The 16198-nt window shown below is 64.3% G+C and carries 17 protein-coding genes; 9 read left to right on the forward strand and 8 right to left on the reverse strand.

What is annotated here, in order from left to right; all coding sequences use genetic code 11:
* The first annotated feature begins 1 nt into the window (after position 1).
* From betA to ACS7SF_RS11670, 5 genes are all read left to right on the forward strand, one after another.
* Positions 2-1735, forward strand: coding sequence for a choline dehydrogenase (gene betA / locus ACS7SF_RS11650; protein WP_439889940.1), 1734 nt, complete (start codon positions 2-4; stop codon positions 1733-1735).
* Positions 1735-2547 carry a TorF family putative porin gene (locus ACS7SF_RS11655; protein ID WP_439889941.1) on the forward strand — a complete coding sequence of 271 codons (813 nt, stop codon included), beginning with the start codon at positions 1735-1737 and terminating at the stop codon, positions 2545-2547. The genes betA and ACS7SF_RS11655 overlap by 1 nt, the downstream gene beginning before the upstream one ends.
* Positions 2548-2612: 65 nt before the next feature.
* Positions 2613-2915 carry a CBU_0592 family membrane protein gene (locus ACS7SF_RS11660; RefSeq protein ID WP_439889942.1) on the forward strand — a complete coding sequence of 101 codons (303 nt, stop codon included), beginning with the start codon at positions 2613-2615 and terminating at the stop codon, positions 2913-2915.
* 7 nt (positions 2916-2922) lie between these two features.
* On the forward strand, positions 2923-3225 hold the full coding sequence (locus tag ACS7SF_RS11665) for a CBU_0592 family membrane protein (protein WP_439889943.1): 303 nt from the start codon (positions 2923-2925) through the stop codon (positions 3223-3225).
* Positions 3226-3635: 410 nt separating this feature from the next.
* Positions 3636-3956, forward strand: a complete 321-nt coding sequence (locus tag ACS7SF_RS11670; RefSeq protein ID WP_439892747.1) for a hypothetical protein — start codon at positions 3636-3638, stop codon at positions 3954-3956.
* An 88-nt stretch (positions 3957-4044) separates the two neighbouring features.
* Here the strand turns inward: ACS7SF_RS11670 and lipA are convergent, their stop codons facing one another.
* The 3 genes from lipA to ACS7SF_RS11685 all read right to left on the reverse strand — a co-directional run bounded on the left by lipA (position 4045) and on the right by ACS7SF_RS11685 (position 6307).
* Complete coding sequence (lipA, locus tag ACS7SF_RS11675) at positions 4045-5037, reverse strand: lipoyl synthase (protein WP_439889944.1); 993 nt, start codon at positions 5035-5037, stop codon at positions 4045-4047.
* A gap of 54 nt (positions 5038-5091) precedes the next feature.
* Complete coding sequence (gene lipB / locus ACS7SF_RS11680) at positions 5092-5793, reverse strand: lipoyl(octanoyl) transferase LipB (protein WP_439889945.1); 702 nt, start codon at positions 5791-5793, stop codon at positions 5092-5094.
* Between the two features lie 154 nt (positions 5794-5947).
* Positions 5948-6307 (reverse strand): DUF2917 domain-containing protein, encoded by a 360-nt coding sequence (locus tag ACS7SF_RS11685; protein WP_426396683.1) that lies wholly within the window; start codon positions 6305-6307, stop codon positions 5948-5950.
* 140 nt (positions 6308-6447) lie between these two features.
* Between ACS7SF_RS11685 and ACS7SF_RS11690 the strand changes: the two genes are divergently transcribed.
* Complete coding sequence (locus ACS7SF_RS11690) at positions 6448-7410, forward strand: transcriptional regulator GcvA (protein ID WP_439889946.1); 963 nt, start codon at positions 6448-6450, stop codon at positions 7408-7410.
* Between the two features lie 69 nt (positions 7411-7479).
* On the opposite strand, the gene ACS7SF_RS11695 is transcribed toward ACS7SF_RS11690, so the two are convergent.
* From ACS7SF_RS11695 to ACS7SF_RS11710, 4 genes are all read right to left on the reverse strand, one after another.
* A complete protein-coding gene (locus ACS7SF_RS11695) occupies positions 7480-7779 on the reverse strand; it encodes an HP0495 family protein (protein ID WP_366172160.1) in 300 nt (99 codons plus the stop codon).
* Positions 7780-7799: 20 nt separating this feature from the next.
* Complete coding sequence (locus ACS7SF_RS11700; RefSeq protein WP_439889947.1) at positions 7800-9002, reverse strand: D-alanyl-D-alanine carboxypeptidase family protein; 1203 nt, start codon at positions 9000-9002, stop codon at positions 7800-7802.
* Between the two features lie 82 nt (positions 9003-9084).
* Positions 9085-9732, reverse strand: a complete 648-nt coding sequence (locus ACS7SF_RS11705) for an alpha/beta hydrolase (RefSeq protein WP_439889948.1) — start codon at positions 9730-9732, stop codon at positions 9085-9087.
* 32 nt (positions 9733-9764) lie between these two features.
* Positions 9765-10088 (reverse strand): (2Fe-2S) ferredoxin domain-containing protein, encoded by a 324-nt coding sequence (locus ACS7SF_RS11710; protein ID WP_439889949.1) that lies wholly within the window; start codon positions 10086-10088, stop codon positions 9765-9767.
* A 461-nt stretch (positions 10089-10549) separates the two neighbouring features.
* Between ACS7SF_RS11710 and ACS7SF_RS11715 the strand changes: the two genes are divergently transcribed.
* The 3 genes from ACS7SF_RS11715 to ACS7SF_RS11725 are packed head-to-tail and all read left to right on the forward strand — an operon-like array spanning position 10550 to position 15279.
* Positions 10550-11839: a dicarboxylate/amino acid:cation symporter gene (locus ACS7SF_RS11715; protein ID WP_048933323.1), complete on the forward strand. Its 1290-nt coding sequence runs from the start codon at positions 10550-10552 to the stop codon at positions 11837-11839.
* 58 nt (positions 11840-11897) lie between these two features.
* Entirely contained in the window at positions 11898-13940 is a 2043-nt protein-coding gene (locus ACS7SF_RS11720) for a sensor histidine kinase (RefSeq protein ID WP_439889950.1), read from the forward strand.
* A 22-nt stretch (positions 13941-13962) separates the two neighbouring features.
* Positions 13963-15279: a sigma-54-dependent transcriptional regulator gene (locus ACS7SF_RS11725; protein ID WP_439889951.1), complete on the forward strand. Its 1317-nt coding sequence runs from the start codon at positions 13963-13965 to the stop codon at positions 15277-15279.
* 62 nt (positions 15280-15341) lie between these two features.
* Here ACS7SF_RS11725 and ACS7SF_RS11730 read toward each other — a convergent pair whose 3' ends face one another.
* Positions 15342-16079: a DUF2278 family protein gene (locus ACS7SF_RS11730; protein WP_439889952.1), complete on the reverse strand. Its 738-nt coding sequence runs from the start codon at positions 16077-16079 to the stop codon at positions 15342-15344.
* Positions 16080-16198: the final 119 nt, after the last annotated feature.

Below are 16198 nucleotides of genomic sequence, written 5' to 3' on the forward strand. Positions count from 1 at the left end.
TTTGACGACGAACACCGTACAGGAATACGACTACATCATCGTGGGCGCGGGCTCGGCTGGCTGCGTGCTGGCCGCGCGCCTGACCGAAGACCCGGACGTGACCGTGCTGCTGCTCGAAGCGGGCGGCCCCGACCACCGCTGGGACTTCCGCACGCAGATGCCGGCCGCGCTGGCGTATCCGCTGCAGGGCACGACGTACAACTGGGCCTACGAGACTGAGCCCGAGCCGCACATGAACAACCGCCGCATGTCGCAAGGGCGCGGCAAGGGGCTGGGCGGCTCGTCACTCATCAACGGCATGTGTTTCATTCGCGGCAATGCGATGGACTACGAGCGCTGGGCCAGCGATTTCAATCTGCCCGATTGGACGTACGCCGACTGCCTCCCGTACTTCCGCAAATCGGAAACGTATGACAAGGGCGCGAACGATTGGCATGGCGATTCCGGCCCGCTGCAGGTCACCACACCCAAGCGCGACAACAGCCTGCTATTCCATGCCTTCGTCGAGGCCGGCGAGCAGGCCGGCATTCCGGCAACGGATGACCTGAACGGCTATCGCCAGGAAGGCCTGGGCCCGATGGACCGCACGGTCAACGCCAAGGGCCGCCGCGCCAGCACGTCGCTCTGCTATCTCGACAACGCGCGCAAGCGTTCCACGCTGACGGTGCTGCCGCGTGTGCTGGCCGATCGCGTGATCTTCGAAGGCAAGCGTGCCGTGGGCGTGGAAGCGCTGATGGACGGCAACCGTGAAACCTGGCGCGCGCGCCGTGAGGTGATCGTCACCAGTGGCGCCATTGCCTCGCCGCAACTGTTGCAGCGTTCGGGCATCGGTAATGCAGATGAGCTGCGCGCGATGGGCATCCATTCGGTCGCGCATCTGCCGGGTGTGGGTGAGAACCTGCAGGACCACCTGGAGATGTACATCCAGTACGAGTGCCTGCGTCCGGTGTCGATCTACGAAAACACGCTCTGGTACAACAAGCCTAAGGTCGGCCTGGAGTGGTACATGAACGGCACCGGCCCAGGCGCCAGCAACCACTTCGAGGCGGGCGGCTTCATCCGCAGCGACGACAGCTTCGAGTGGCCGAACATCCAGTACCACTTCCTGCCGCTGGCCGTGAACTACGACGGCAGCAACCCGGTGAAGATGCACGGCTTCCAGTGTCACGTCGGGTCGATGCGTTCGCCGTCCACGGGTTACGTGAAGCTCGCTTCGCGCGACCCGCGTGACAAGCCGCGCATCCTGTTCAACTACATGGCACACGACGTGGACTGGCGCGAGTTCCGCGCCGGTGTGCGCATCACGCGCGACATCATCGCCCAGCGTGCGTTCGACCAGTATCGCGGCCGCGAGATCAGCCCCGGCCCGAGCGTGCAGACCGATGCCGAGATCGACGCCTTTGTGCGCAGCCACGCCGAGACCGCGCTGCACCCGTCCTGCACCTGCAAGATGGGCTCGGCGGACGATCCGATGGCCGTGGTCGACAACGAAGGCCGCGTGCACGGGCTGGAAGGCCTGCGCGTGGTGGACGCGTCGATCATGCCGCGCATCATCACCGGCAACCTGAACGCGCCGACCATCATGATGGCCGAGAAGATCGCCGACCGGATTCGCGGTGTGGTCCCGCTCGAGCGTTCGGATGCTGCGTTCTACGTGCATGGCAAGTCGCCGCTGCAGGCACTGCAGAAGGTGGCAAGCGCTGCACTGGTCGCCGACGAGCTGGTGGCTCCGTAATGCGCTGGCGCAAGGTGGTGTCGGCAGTCGGCGGGGCCGTGGCATGCGCTGCTGCTGCATTGCCCGCGTTCGCTGAAGAGGCGTCGGCCGGCGACGAGAAGCGCTGGTCGGCCCACGCCTCCGTTGTCTCGCAGTACGTTTCACGCGGCCTGCGCCAGACGTGGGGGAAGCCCGCGCTGCAAGCGGGCCTCGATTACACCGCACCCAGTGGCTTCTATGCCGGCGTGTGGGGCTCGCAGGTGAGTGACCACGTCATCGCTGGCGGCCATGCGGAGATCGACACCTACCTTGGCTACGCCACCAAGACCGCGCACGACATCGAACTGACCACCGGGCTCTACCGCTACTGGTACCCCGGTGCGCGCTACGACAAGGCCATCGCTGGCGGCCCGGCCACCGGCTACGGCTACACCGAATGGATGGTCGGCGCCGGTTGGCGCGGCGTATCGGTCAAGCTGTGGACGTCGCTGTCGAACTACTTCGGTTTCGATGGCAACTCGCTGGCCGATGGCATCGACAAAGGCAGCCGTGGCTCGACCTACGCCGAAGCCAACTGGGACGTGCCGCTGCCGAACGATTTCACGCTCGGCCTGCATGTGGGGCATGAGCACGTGCGGCATCACAGCGCGTTTGGTTTTACCGACTACCGCATCGAGCTGTCGCGGCCCATCAACAAGTTTTTGACGCTGTCCGCGGCTTTCACGGGCGCGGACGCACCCGCTTACGCGAACCTGCCGTCGGTGCGCAATGGCGCGGATCGCATGACGCTGGGCCGGCGCACCGTCGCGCTCAAGCTGACGGCGACGTACTGAGCGGCGGGCGACGGCGCTCTACCTGTAACCCTTTTTCCACAACCTCTGCTTTCTAGCACCACACCATGGCTTCCCTGGGTTTTACCGACGTTGTCGGTCTGGTCGGCGTCGCCGCTTATGTTTCCGCGCACTTTGGCGTACAGGTTCTGCATAAGTCACCGACCGGCGCGTTTGCCGTTCGCCTCAACCTGCTTGGACCTGCCTGCATCCTGATCTCTTTGATGGGCTCGTTCAACCTTGCGTCGTTCCTGACGCAATTCTTCTGGCTGGCGCTGACCTTGATGGGCTGGTGGCGGAACAAGCAGGCCGGGCGTCCGGTGGCGGAGCCAGCCAGCGCGCCGCGCCCGGGGCAACCGGCGCAACTGTGAACACGCCATGGCCTCTCTAGGTTTTACCGATGTTGTCGGTCTGGTCGGCGTCGCCGCCTATGTTGTCGCGCATTTTGGCGTGCAGGTTCTGCACAAATCGCCAACGGGTGCATTTACCGTTCGCCTGAATCTGATCGGCCCTATCTGCCTTCTGATTTCGCTGACGGGCTCGTTCAACCTGGCGTCGTTTCTCTCGCAGTTCTTCTGGCTGGTGCTGACGCTGATGGGGTGGTGGCGCAGCACGCAGGCGGGGCGTCCGGTGGCGCAGCCGCCCAGTGCGCCGCGCCCGGGGCAGCCGGCACAGCCGTGAGTTCACGGCCCCCGCCATCGAAACCGCGCCGACGAGCGCGGTTTTCTTTTGCATGGTGCAGAAACCCAGCCCGCTGTGGGAAAGGCTCGGCGTGATCGAGTGACGTGAGAACGACGACATCAATACCGAGCATGGCGATCTATTGTTGATTTTTTGAGAACAGTATTTTCGGCGAACTGACATTTATCCATCAGGGGCAACGATCTATTCTGATCTCAAGCGCAACGAACTGAGCGCAACTCAACATCCAGACAGATCAGGAGCCCATCATGAACACCCGTCTCGCTACCGCCTTCTCCCGTAACACCCTGCTGGCCCTCGTGGCCACCGTGTCCGCCTCTGCAGCACTGCTGTCGGCCCAACCGGCCGCCGCCGCACAAGCCAAGGAGCCGTACACCAATGGTCAAGCCGTGACCAAGTCCGATCCGTACACCCAAGGCGCTGCCGCCAAGTACGACGTCTATACGCAAGGTGCCGATCGCCAGGCCGATACCTCCGGCTACCTGTCGTGGAAGGGCGACCGCTTCGACCCGTACACCCAAGGTGCCGCCGCCGGCAAGTTCGATCCCTATACCGAAGGCGCCATTGCCAAGGCTGATCCGTACACCGACGGCGCTGCCGCCAAGTACGACGTCTATACGCAAGGCGCCGACCGCCAAGCCGATACCAACGGCTACCTGTCGTGGAACGGCGATGCTTCGTATCCGAAGGACGCTGCTTCGCGTGCCTGATCTGTGCGCCTGAGTCGGCCGCACCAAAGCAAAAGGGCCTTGGGTTCAATCCCAAGGCCCTTTTTGTTTGTGCAGCGTTACCGCTTGATCAGACCACGCCCGCTTCGTGCGCTTGCTGATCGGCGTGGTACGAACTGCGCACCATGGCGCCCACGGCGGCGTGCGTGAAGCCCATCTCGTAGGCCTTCTCTTCGAACATCTTGAAGGTGTCCGGGTGCACGTAGCGCAGCACCGGCAGGTGGTGGCCCGACGGCGCCAGATACTGGCCGATGGTCAGCATGTCGATGTCGTGCTCGCGCATGTCGCGCATGACTTCGAGGATTTCCTCATCCGTCTCGCCCAGGCCGACCATCAGGCCGGACTTGGTCGGCACGTTCGGGTTGCGGGCCTTGAAGTCCTTCAGCAGCTTGAGCGAGTGCGCGTAGTCCGCACCCGGGCGAGCCTGCTTGTACAGGCGCGGCACGGTTTCGAGGTTGTGATTCATCACGTCCGGCGGGCATTCCTGGAGGATGTCCAGCGCCTTTTCCAAGCGGCCACGGAAGTCGGGCACCAGCACTTCGATGCGCGTGGCCGGCGACAGCGCGCGCGTGCGCGAGATGCAATCGACGTAATGCTGGGCGCCGCCGTCACGCAGGTCGTCACGGTCGACGCTGGTGATGACGACATAGTTGAGCTTGAGTTCGGCGATGGTCTTGGCCAGGTTTTCCGGCTCGTTCACGTCGAGCGGGTCCGGGCGGCCGTGGCCGACGTCGCAGAACGGGCAGCGGCGCGTGCACTTGTCACCCATGATCATGAACGTGGCCGTGCCCTTGCCGAAGCACTCGCCGATGTTCGGGCAGCTTGCCTCTTCGCACACCGTCACGAGGTTGTTGGCGCGCAGGATGTCCTTGATCTCGTAGAAGCGCGAGTTGCCGGTGGCGGCGCGCACGCGAATCCAGTCCGGCTTCTTGAGCTTCTCGGCTGGCACGATCTTGATGGGGATACGCGCGGTCTTGTCGAGCGACTTCTGCTTGCGGGTGGCGTCGTACGGCTCGTTCGACGGGGTGGCGGTCACAGTGGCGCCGGTGGCGGAATCGGTCATCGTGTTCTCCGCGTGCGCTTGTGACACACGCTTGGGTCTACTGCATGCCGGTCGCTAGGCGGTAGCGGCTTCGGCAGATTGCGCTTGTGCGCGTTGCTGCAATTGGGCGACCAGCGCATTGGCCAGGTCGCGGGAAACGGATTGCCAGTCGGACGCATTGACCGCGCGCCCAGACGCATCGTGCGCGCCGGCGGTCACCATATCGACGGTCTCCAGGCCGGCGTAGCCGCACGGGTTGATCTGCGTGAAGGGCGAGAGGTCCATCGCCAGGTTCAGGCTCACGCCGTGGTAGCTGCAGCCGTTGCGGATCTTCAGCCCCAGCGCGGCGATCTTGGCGCCCGCATGTGGCCCACTCTGCGGCCCGCTCGACAGGTAGATGCCGGGGGCGCCAGCCTTGCGTTCGGAGGCGACATTATACGTGGCGAGCGTCTCGATGACGGCCGCTTCGATGGCGTTGACCAGCGCTTTCACGAACAGCCCGCGGCGGCGCAGATCCAGCAAAAGGTAGGCAACGACTTGGCCGGGGCCGTGGTAGGTGATCTGTCCGCCACGGTCCACCTTCACCAAAGGGATGTTGCCGGGGGCCAACAGATGCGCCGGATCGCCAGCCAGACCGAGCGTGAACACCGGCGGGTGTTCGACCAGCCAGATCGTGTCGGGGGTGTCGGGACCGCGCTGGGCGGTAAAGGTCTGCATTTCGTCGAAGCAGGCGGCGTAGTCCTGCAAACCGCGTTCGACGATGTCAATCGGAATCATGCCCGCGAGTGTAGCGCAGGGCCGTCACTGTCGCCTGCCGCCGCGCCTTTGCCCGCTTCCCCTGCAGGGTCGGACCAAAAAATGATGCCGGCGCGATGGGAGGCATCGCGCCGGCATCGGGCTTTTACGGCAGTTGCCGCAAAAGGAGGCGTAATCAGGCGGCCACGACGGGTGTATCAGCGTGTTCGTTCCAGCCCAGTGCCGCCAGCGTATGGCGCCAGCCGTCCGTCACGTGCCACGGCTTGCGCGGCATGTGGCCGTCGGTGGCTTCCACGGCCAGCGAGACGGGGCCGATCGCCTTCGGGTCGACCGAGACGACGATTTCTTCGCCGCGCTTCACGGCAACACTGCCGCCGGCGTGCAGCCATTCATCGCCGGCTGTGTTCTCGTGGGTGACCCAGACGTCGCGCCCGTGGGCTTCTTCGACGCGCAGATTCTGGTTGGCCGGCATGCGCAATGCCACCACTTCGCCGGGCTGCAGGGTGAATACAATTTTTGTTAGTACAGCTTTCATGATCGGCTCCTTCACGGCAGTGGATAGGGCCTTGCCGTTGAAGGAAGTCTAGGCGCTTGGTTGCCTAGTACCAAACGATATATATTGAGGTTCTTGATAGTGCTGCTCACATAAAGCACTACGAAAACACGGAGGGAACGATGACGGAAATCCGCGAACCGATGCGCCTGCCTTCACTTGGCGCGCTGCGAGTCTTCGAGGCGGCGGCTCGCTATGAGAGTTTTTCGCGCGCCGCGACGGAGTTGTTCGTCACGCACGGCGCCGTCAGCCATCAGATGCGCACGCTGGAAGAGGAGCTGGGCGTGCCGCTGTTCGAGCGGCGCGGCAAGCGCGTCGTACTCACACATGCGGGCCGCACCTATGCCGAACGGGTGCGCGAGGCGCTCGACCTGATCGCCCAGGCCACGCATCAACTGCGCGCCGGTAATCGCGACAACCGCTTGACCATCAGCACGATGCCGTCGTTTGCTGCGCGCTGGCTGACGCCGCACATTGGCACGTTCATCGAAAAGCATCCGGAGCTGGAGGTCGAGCTGTTCTCCAGCCCCGCGCTGGTGGACTTCGCGCGTGAGGAGGTGGACGTGGCGTTGCGCATGGGCTCGGGCAACTATCCGGGCCTGTATGTGGAAAAGCTGCTCGACGACGTGTTCTTCCCGATCTGCAGCCCGTCATTCAACGGAGGGCGCCTGCCGCGCACGGTGGCCGAGATGGCGACCATGACCCTCCTGCGCAGCGAGGGCGAGGACTGGACGCCGTGGTTTGAGGCGGCCGGCGTCCCGGGCTTTGTGGAGCCGCGCGGCGGGTTGATGTTCCAGGATTCATCGCTGCTGTTGCAGGCGGCGGCGGCTGGGCAGGGCATTGCGCTGATCCGCCCGACCCTGGCCTTCAACGATCTGATGACCGGCCGCGTGGTGCGCCTGTTCGAGACGACGACGCCATGCCCGTGGAATTACTACTTCGTCTGCCCTCACAGCGCGCTGCAGACGCCCAAGATGCAGGCGTTTCGCGCGTGGCTGCTGCCGGAGATCGCGGCGTTCAAGCTGAAACTGGAGCGCTTGATGCGCGACAACACGGTCTGCCTGGGGCATGTCGCCAAGGGTTGATGCCGCCTTTGCGCGCCAAAGAAAACGCCCCGGGTGTACCGGGGCGTTTTACGTTGCGTGCGCGATGCGTTACAGCACGATCTTGACCATCGGATGGCTCGTCAGCGCTTGGTACAGCGCATCGAGTTGCTCGCGGCTGGTCGCGCGCACGATCACCGTCAGGCCCAGATAGTTGCCACTGGAAGACGGGCGCTTTTCCAGGCGTCCCTCGTGGAATTCAGGGTCGTGCTGGCGGACCACCTCGACGATGGTCTTGGCAAAGTCGTCATGCATCGGCCCCATCACCTTGATGGGGAAATCGCTCGGATATTCGATGAGCGACTGTTCGGGCGGGATGTGGCCCGGCGGGGGAGTGTGAGAGGCAGTCATGTCGAAGTAAATGGGGTCGATTACTTCTTTTTAAACCACAGCTTGACTGCGTCGATCGTACGGCCGACGAAGCCAGCTTCGGGCACACCTTCGAGCGCCACCACTGGGAATTCCGACACCACGGTCGAGCCGTCCATCACCTTGACCGTGCCCAGCTGCTGGCCTTGCGCGATCGGGGCGAGCAGCGGTTCCTTGTGCTCCAGCACCGGCTTGAGGCGTGCGCCTGCGCCCTTCGGCACGGTGATCCACTTGTCTTCGGCCACGCCCAGCTTCACGGTCTTGGCCTGGCCCTTGTACACGTCGAGCGTCTGCAGCGCTGCATTGGCCTGGTACAGGCGCACCGTGTCGAAGAACTGGTAGCCGTAGTTCAGGACCTTCAGGCTTTCCTGTGTGCGGACCTGGTCGCTCTTGGTGCCGATGATGACCGACAGCAGACGGCGGCTAGCGCCCGGCACATCGGGCAGCGGACGGTTGGCCGACGTGACGAGGCAGTAACCGGCCGACTTGGTGTGGCCCGTCTTGCCGCCATCCACGGTCGGGTCGAGCCACAGCAGGCGGTTGCGGTTGGGCTGCTTGATGTTGTTATAGGTGAATTCTTTCTGCGAATAGAACTTGTAGTCCTGCGGGAAGTTCTTGATCAACGCAGACGTCAGGATCGACAGATCACGTGCGGTGGAATAGTGGTTCGGGTCGGGCAGGCCGGCAGCATTGGCGAAGTGCGTGTTCTTCATGCCCAGGCGCTCGGCTTCGCGGTTCATCAGCATCACGAAGTTGGTCTCGGTGCCGCCCACGGCCTCGGCCAGCACGAGCGCTGCATCGTTGCCCGACTGGATGATTAGACCCTGCGTCAACTCACGCACCGAGGCGGGTTTGCCCGGCTGCAGGAACATGCGCGATTCGTCGGTCTTGACGGTGCGCACGGTCTCGGTGGGCGTGACCATCTGGTCGTACTTGAGCTTGCCGTCGCGCACGGCCTCGAAGACCAGATAGGCCGTCATCAGCTTGGTGAGCGAGGCGGGTTCGATGCGCTCGTCCATGTTGGTGCCGCCGAGCACCTGGCCGCTGGTGACGTCGGTCAGCATCCAGGAGCGGGCTGCCACTTGCGGGGCGGGCACGGGCTGCGCAGCGGCAGGCAGCGCGGTGACCAGCACGGCAGCCGCCACAGCGGCAGCGGCGGCGGAATGGAGGGCGGAAGGCGTGAAATGGGCAAAGCGGTTCTGCATGTCGGGTCCTGCGGTCTGCTTGGAGTTCAATGACGCCACGCACGGGGGGAGGCGCGGCGTACGGGAAATCAACGGGTGAAAGTTACGGCCGTGGCGCCCAGGCGCCGGTAACGAGCTGCCGGATCAAATGCAGCTTGCGATGGAAGAAATGATCGGCGCCCGGAATGACGATCACCGGCAATTCCTGCGGTCGCGCCCAATTGAGCACGTCGATGAGCGGCACGGTGTCATCCTGCTCGCCGTGGATGATGATGGTGTCGGCCGGCACCGGGGCGACATCCCAGCGCGAAGTGGCGGTGCCGACCAGCGCCAGACGCTCTGCCGGTGTGCCGGCTTCAGCCAGGCGGCGCGCCACCTGCGAGACGACAAAGCTGCCGAACGAGAAACCGCCCAGCGCCAGGGGTAGTGTGGCCACATCGGACGACCATTCGGTTTGCGTGCGCATCCAGTCAAGCACGGCCAGCATGTCGTCCTGCTCGCCGATGCCGTTGTCGTGCGTGCCCTCGGTCTTGCCCACGCCGCGGAAGTTCAGGCGCACCGTCACGTAGCCGAGGCCGACGAAGGTGCGTGCCAAGGTCTGCGCGACCTTGTTGTCCTTGGTGCCGCCAAACAGCGGATGCGGATGGCCGATGAGCGCCAAACCGCGCGGTGCGCCATCCGGTTGGTCGATGGACAGATCGATCTGCCCGACCGGGCCTGCGATCAGGCGTTCTTGCGTATGCACGTTCATGGAAAAGCGAGTCGGGAAAAACTCAAGCGGGCTCAGGCGGGGCGATCGACCATCAGCCGTTCGACCGGTTTGCCCTCGATCAGATGGCTCTGGATGATTTCGTCGATGTCTTCCTGGTCAACGAAGGTGTACCAGACGGCCTCGGGGTAGACCACCATGACCGGACCGAGTTCGCAGCGGTCCAGGCACCCGGCCTTGTTGATGCGCACGCGGCCTTCGCCGTTGATGCCGAGTTCCTTGCAGCGCTTCTTGGCGTATTCCTGCATGGCCTTGGCGCCAAAGTCGGCACAGCAGCGCGAGCCGTCCTCGCGTTCGTTCAGGCAGAAGAAGACGTGGTGCTGGTAGTGGCTGCTCATGGGCGGACCGAGAGAAAACTGGGAGGGCGAGGGCGGCGGGCGGCGCAGGACGTGAAGGGCTTCCTGGCGTCGCACGCACATGTGGATTTGCGTAACGAGCCGGCATTATACGGCCCCAAACGTAGGCATCCCGTAGGCGTCCTCCGCGACCAAGCTGCGCGCTGCTGCGCTGCAACACGTTTTCCGGATGTCCGGACAGTGCTTGTGCGCGGATTCCGGGATTGACGACGGGTGGGGCGAGTGCCATCGTAGTCACACCAAGCTGGCACAAGGGCTGGCGGGGCGCTGACACGGAGATTTCACATTGGCACAGCCCTTGCAATAAAGGGCGACCTGCTGCGGGAAACGCTGGAAGAGTCGGTATAAGCCGGCGTATCGAGGCAGGAGAGAGACCACACCAGGGCGGGTCGGACCGGGCGAGCAGTTGAGCGCACGGCCGGTCTGTGACACTCGAGGAAGACATGAAAAAACCGTTCTACAAAATCCTGTACGTACAGGTGCTGGCGGCGATCGTCATCGGCGTTCTGCTGGGCCATTACTCGCCCGAACTCGCTGTGAAGATGAAGCCGCTGGGTGATGGCTTTATTCAACTGATCAAGATGGTGATCGGGCCGATCATCTTCTGTACGGTCGTGTCCGGCATTGCCGGCATGCGCGACATGAAGAAGGTGGGCCGCGTGGGCGGCAAGGCGCTGCTCTACTTTGAGGTGGTCTCGACCTTCGCGCTGGTGATTGGTCTGGCAGCCGGCCATATCTTCAATCCGGGTGCGGGTTTCAACGTCGATGTGCACACCATCGACGCCAAGGCCGTGGCGCAGTACGCCGCCAAGGCGCAATCGGCGAGCACGGTCGACTTCCTGCTGAACATCATCCCGAGCACGGTGGTGGATGCCTTCGCCAAGGGCGACATCCTGCAGATCCTGCTGATTGCATTGCTGTTTGGCGGTGCGCTCTCGGCCATGGGTGACCGTGCGCAGATGGTCACGGACTTTATCGACCAGATCTCGCATGTGTTCTTCCGCATCGTGCATGTCATCACGCGCGTGGCCCCGATCGGCGCGTTTGGCGCCATGGCGTTCACCATCGGCAAATACGGCGTGATCTCGCTGGTGCCGCTGCTCAAGCTGGTCGGCACGTTCTATCTGACCGCCATCATCTTCGTCGTGGTGGTGCTGGGCATCATTGCGCGGCTGGTCGGCTTCAACATCTTCCGCTTTGTCGCGTACATCAAGGAAGAGCTGCTGATCGTGCTGGGCACGAGCTCGTCGGAATCAGCACTGCCGCACCTGATGGAAAAGATGGAGAAGCTGGGCTGCTCGAAGTCGGTGGTGGGCCTCGTCGTCCCGACCGGTTATTCGTTCAACCTGGATGGCACCAACATCTACATGACGATGGCGGTGATCTTCATCTCGCAGGCGTTGAACATTGAACTGACCTGGACGCAGCAACTGACCATCCTGGCCGTGGCCATGCTGACCTCGAAGGGTGCATCGGGCATCACCGGTGCGGGCTTCATCACGCTGGCCGCCACGCTGGCCGTGGTGCCGACGATTCCGGTGGCGGGCATGGTGCTGATCCTCGGTATCGACCGCTTCATGAGCGAGTGCCGCGCGCTGACCAACATCACCGGCAACGGTGTGGCCTGCGTGGTGATCTCGGCGTGGGAGCGCGAGCTGGATCGTGCCAAGTTGGCCCGCGTGCTGTCGGGCAACCGCAGCGACGAAGGCGTGCCGGCCACCCCGGCAGCCTGATCGGCGAGCGTAGACAAGACTGGGTAGGCGCCTGCGGGCGGCCACCGGTTGACAGCGTATGATTGCGGGGCCTGTCCTTCCAGACGGCCCCGCTTCTTATTTGGAGCGCCTCGTGACGCGCACGACGGCCAACGCGGCAGTGGAAGGGACGGCGACACACTCCGCCGCCCAAGCCCCGCCGATGTCCGATCCCGATTTCTCCTTTACCAGTGCTTCCGGCTCGCGGCGCGGGTTCTGGTGGCTGGTTGCGGCGGGGCTCGTGGCGCTGATGACGCTGGTGTGCACCGCCACCTTCGTAGTGACATGGAACCGCGGCCTCGCGCAAGCGCAGCAGGCCGCCGGCGGCCGGGTCGACCGCTACGCCGCCAACCTCAAAAGCACGCTCGACCGGTACGAATACCTGCCGGCGCTGGTGGCGCTGCATCCGTTTATCCACGATCTGCTGGCCAATCCGACGCCCGCCAATGTCGAGCGCGCCAACCGCTACCTGCGTGAGGTCAACGACCGCGCGCACGCGACCGCCACCTATGTGATCGCCCCGAGCGGCTTGGCGCAGGCAGCGTCCAACTACAACCAGCCTGATAGCTTTGTCGGCGCGGAATATCGGTTCCGGCCGTACTTTCAGCAGGCGGCGGCCGGCCATGTCGGGCGCTTCTACGGTATCGGCATCACGCGTGAAGAGCCGGGCTATTACATCTCGCAGCCCGTCATCCAGGACGGCCGCGTGATCGGCGTGACGGTGGTCAAGTTGAACCTCGAATGGTTTGGCCGCGCCAGTCACGATGCCTCCGAGCCCGTGATGGTGGCCGATGAGAATGGCGTGATCTTCCTGTCGTCTGTGCCGGCGTGGCAGTACCACACCGTTGAGCCGCTCACGCCGAAGCTGCAAGCGCAATTCGAAGCAACGCGCCAGTACTACCGCAAAGAGATCAAGCCGCTACCGTTGCAGCCCGAGGCACCGGGCTTTCTGCGCCTGACGGGGCGCTTGCCGGAGGGCGCCGAACTCATCCGCATTGGCGAACGGGCGAATGCCACCCGCTATCTGCAGGTGTCGCGCGATCTGGTAGAACCCGATTGGACGCTGATGTACCTCACGCCCGTGGACCCGGTGATGAGCGCCGCGCGCAGCGCCACCGTGGCGGCCGCGTTTGCCTTTGCGTTTGCGTGCTTGCTGCTCTTCTATTGGCGCCAGCGCCGCCTGCGCTTGATGGAAATGCTGCGCAGCCGACGCTTGCTCGAAGCCGCCTATGACCAGCTCGAACGTCGCGTTGAAGACCGCACGGCCGATCTGATGGCAACGAACGAGCAGCTCCAGCATGAGATCGTCGATCGCACGCGCGCTGAAGCCGAACTGCGCGCCACGCAGGACGAACTCGTGCAGGCCAGCAAGCTCGCCGCGCTGGGGCAGATGGCCGCCGGCATCACGCACGAGCTGAACCAGCCGCTGGCTGCGCTGCGCACGTTCTCCGATAACACGCGCATCCTGCTGGAGCGCGGCCAGCACGGCGCCGCCACCGACAACCTGCAAGCCATTGCCGACCTGACCGAGCGCATGGGCAAGATCACCGCGCAGCTCAAGCTGTTTGCGGGTCGCTCGCGTCGCAAGCACAGCGACGTGCAGGTGCGCGTGGCGCTGGATCACACGCTGGCGTTGCTGCGCCCGCGCCTCGGCGACATGCAACTCGAGTTGCACTGGCGCATCCCCGAAGCCGAAGCCGTCGTGCGCGCGGATGAGCTGAAGCTGGAGCAGGTACTGATCAACCTGGTTGGCAATGCGCTCGATGCCCTTAACGCCAATGAACCGGCCCGCGAGGGGCGCATCGACATCGACATCGGCCCCGCAGAAGGCGCTGCATCCCAGTTGAACATTACGGTGCGCGACAACGGCCCCGGCATTCCGCCCGACGCCATGCCGCACCTGTTCGAGCCGTTCTTCACCACCAAGGAGATCGGCCAGGGGCTGGGCCTCGGGCTGGCGATCTCCACCAGCATCGCGCGCGACTTTGGCGGGGCGCTGTCGGCCGCGAACGTGCCGGGCGGCGGGGCGCAATTTACGCTGACACTGGTACGCGCCGAAGTCACCTCCACGGCATCCATCTGATTCCTTTCTACGTAGACCACCCATGTCCGAAGGCTTGACCGTTCTCTTTATCGAAGACGACCCGCCTGTGCGCCAGGCCACCGCGCAGAGCCTGGAGCTGGCGGGCTTCAACGTGCTGGCGTTCGGCAGCGCCGAAGAGGCCGTCGGCAAGATCGACGCTAACTTCCCTGGCGTGGTGGTGAGCGACTTGCGGCTGCCGGGCGCGAGCGGCCTGGATGTGCTCACGCATTGCCAGTCGTTCGGCACAGGGATTCCCGTGGTGCTCGTGACCGGCCACGGCGACATCACCATGGCCGTGCAGGCGATGCGCGAAGGCGCGTTCGACTTCATCGAAAAGCCGTTCCCCGCCGAGCGTTTGACCGAAACGGTACGCCGCGCCGTGGAACGTCGCGCGCTGGAGTTGGAAAACCGCGCGCTGCGCCGCGAGCTGGCCGGGCCGGCTGCAGGCACACGCATCATCGGGCGTTCTCCGGCGATGGGCGCAGTGCGTGCGTTGATCGAAAACGTGGCGACCACCGATGCGCCTGTGCTCATCAACGGCGAGACCGGCACGGGCAAGGAGCTGGTCGCACGCAGTCTGCACATGCTGTCGCCGCGTCATGACAAGCCATTCATTGCGCTGAATTGCGGCGCGGTGCCCGAGGCGATTTTCGAGAGCGAGATGTTCGGCCACGAGGCCGGCGCCTTCACGGGCGCGGGCAAGCGGCGCATCGGCAAGCTGGAGCACGCTTCGGGCGGCACGCTCTTCCTCGACGAGATCGAGAGCATGCCGATCGCACTGCAGGTGAAGCTGCTGCGCGTGCTGCAGGAGGGCGCGCTGGAGCGCCTGGGCTCCAACGCATCGGTACGCATCGACGTGCGCATCGTTGCCGCCGCCAAGGGCGACATGGAAGCGCTGATCGACGCGGGCGGTTTCCGGCGCGATTTGTACTACCGCCTGAACGTGGTCGCCATCGACCTGCCGCCGCTGCGCGAGCGCCGTGAAGACATCATCCCGCTGTTCGAGCACTTCCTGCTCGAAGCTGCCGTGCGCTACCAGCGCCCGCTGCCGATGCTGGCCGAGCGTCAGCGCCACGAGCTGATGCAATCGAACTGGCCCGGCAATGTGCGCGAGCTGCGCAACGCGGCGGACCGCCTGGTACTGGGCGTTGGCCGCACGCCGGTCGTGCCGGACGCAGGCGAAGACGGCATGCCGCTCAAGGAGCGTGTCGAACGCTACGAGCGCACGGTGATTGCCGAAACGCTCGCGCGCACGGGCGGCTCGGTGCACCAGGCGGCGGATATCCTGCAAGTCGGCCGTGCAACGCTGTACGACAAGATCAAGCGCTACGGCCTCTGACGTAGCGCGCGCGGCTCACCAACAAAAACGCCCGGCATCGACCGGGCGTTTGTCGTTGATGCTCAACCCAGGATCGGGTGTGCGTTCGCCACCGGATACCCACGGTCATCCGTCGGAATCCGCTGCGTCTGAAACGCGATCAACAGCGCCTGAAACTTCCCGTCGATTTCTACGATGACGGCGCCGTCCTGCTGCGTGCCGTTCTCGCGCGAATGGTCCTTCACCCCATGGGCATGCACGACCGGGTTGCCCTGGTTCATGTGCGTCTCATGCAGGCCGTTCTGTTGCGGCTCGAACAAAAAGCCGAAGCCGTAGACGGTCACGTCGGTGCGCGGCGGCCAGCCTTTGCGGTCGTCGTCGCCGGAGCTGCCGTGATAGACGTAGTCGATCGGCGCGGCGGAGCGATCCAGCGTCAGCATGTCGTCGACGAGCGCATTGATGTCGTTGTGCTCGGTCTCGGTGTCAAGCGCGATCGGTTGCATGTTCGGGAAATCGACCAGCCCGGCGTCGCGCACATAGTCCAGACGCGGAAAGCCATCCTGATACAGGCCCGGTGCCAGCGCCGCCAGGTCCGTCGTCATCGGGAGGTTGAAATCGGTCGTCCATTGATACAGCACGTGGTAGCCGGCCTCGCCCGCGCCGGGCATCGTCGAGTCGGACTTCACGTTGGCCAGCACCACGAACTCCAAGCCATCTGGCGCCTCTGCCACGATCGCGTAATGCGGGTTGCCGTTGTAGCCCTCAAGGTACGGCACGCCGAACTTCAGCTTGCCCTTGAACATGCAGTAGGTATTGGCCATGCGCGTGCTCCATCGGTTCACGGATTGACGGGCCACCATTGCAGCAGGCCCGCGTGAATCTAGTGTGGAACGCGCATCGTCCGGACACAAAAACGCCCGGCATCGACCGGGCGTTTCGC

This window comes from Ralstonia sp. 25C (assembly GCF_051904805.1).
Lineage (GTDB): Bacteria > Pseudomonadota > Gammaproteobacteria > Burkholderiales > Burkholderiaceae > Ralstonia.

Bases quoted from the DNA above. Each gene is read 5' to 3' on its own strand.
- ACS7SF_RS11710 (WP_439889949.1), bottom strand. From the start codon at position 10,088: ATGAGCAGCCACTACCAGCACCACGTCTTCTTCTGCCTGAACGAACGC.
- ACS7SF_RS11695 (WP_366172160.1), bottom strand. From the start codon at position 7,779: ATGACTGCCTCTCACACTCCCCCGCCGGGCCACATCCCGCCCGAACAG.
- ACS7SF_RS11665 (WP_439889943.1), top strand. From the start codon at position 2,923: ATGGCCTCTCTAGGTTTTACCGATGTTGTCGGTCTGGTCGGCGTCGCC.
- ACS7SF_RS11705 (WP_439889948.1), bottom strand. From the start codon at position 9,732: ATGAACGTGCATACGCAAGAACGCCTGATCGCAGGCCCGGTCGGGCAG.
- ACS7SF_RS11715 (WP_048933323.1), top strand. From the start codon at position 10,550: ATGAAAAAACCGTTCTACAAAATCCTGTACGTACAGGTGCTGGCGGCG.
- ACS7SF_RS11700 (WP_439889947.1), bottom strand. From the start codon at position 9,002: ATGCAGAACCGCTTTGCCCATTTCACGCCTTCCGCCCTCCATTCCGCC.
- lipA (WP_439889944.1), bottom strand. From the start codon at position 5,037: ATGACCGATTCCGCCACCGGCGCCACTGTGACCGCCACCCCGTCGAAC.
- ACS7SF_RS11730 (WP_439889952.1), bottom strand. From the start codon at position 16,079: ATGGCCAATACCTACTGCATGTTCAAGGGCAAGCTGAAGTTCGGCGTG.
- ACS7SF_RS11660 (WP_439889942.1), top strand. From the start codon at position 2,613: ATGGCTTCCCTGGGTTTTACCGACGTTGTCGGTCTGGTCGGCGTCGCC.
- ACS7SF_RS11685 (WP_426396683.1), bottom strand. From the start codon at position 6,307: ATGAAAGCTGTACTAACAAAAATTGTATTCACCCTGCAGCCCGGCGAA.
- lipB (WP_439889945.1), bottom strand. From the start codon at position 5,793: ATGATTCCGATTGACATCGTCGAACGCGGTTTGCAGGACTACGCCGCC.
- ACS7SF_RS11720 (WP_439889950.1), top strand. From the start codon at position 11,898: ATGATTGCGGGGCCTGTCCTTCCAGACGGCCCCGCTTCTTATTTGGAG.
- ACS7SF_RS11690 (WP_439889946.1), top strand. From the start codon at position 6,448: ATGACGGAAATCCGCGAACCGATGCGCCTGCCTTCACTTGGCGCGCTG.
- ACS7SF_RS11655 (WP_439889941.1), top strand. From the start codon at position 1,735: ATGCGCTGGCGCAAGGTGGTGTCGGCAGTCGGCGGGGCCGTGGCATGC.
- ACS7SF_RS11725 (WP_439889951.1), top strand. From the start codon at position 13,963: ATGTCCGAAGGCTTGACCGTTCTCTTTATCGAAGACGACCCGCCTGTG.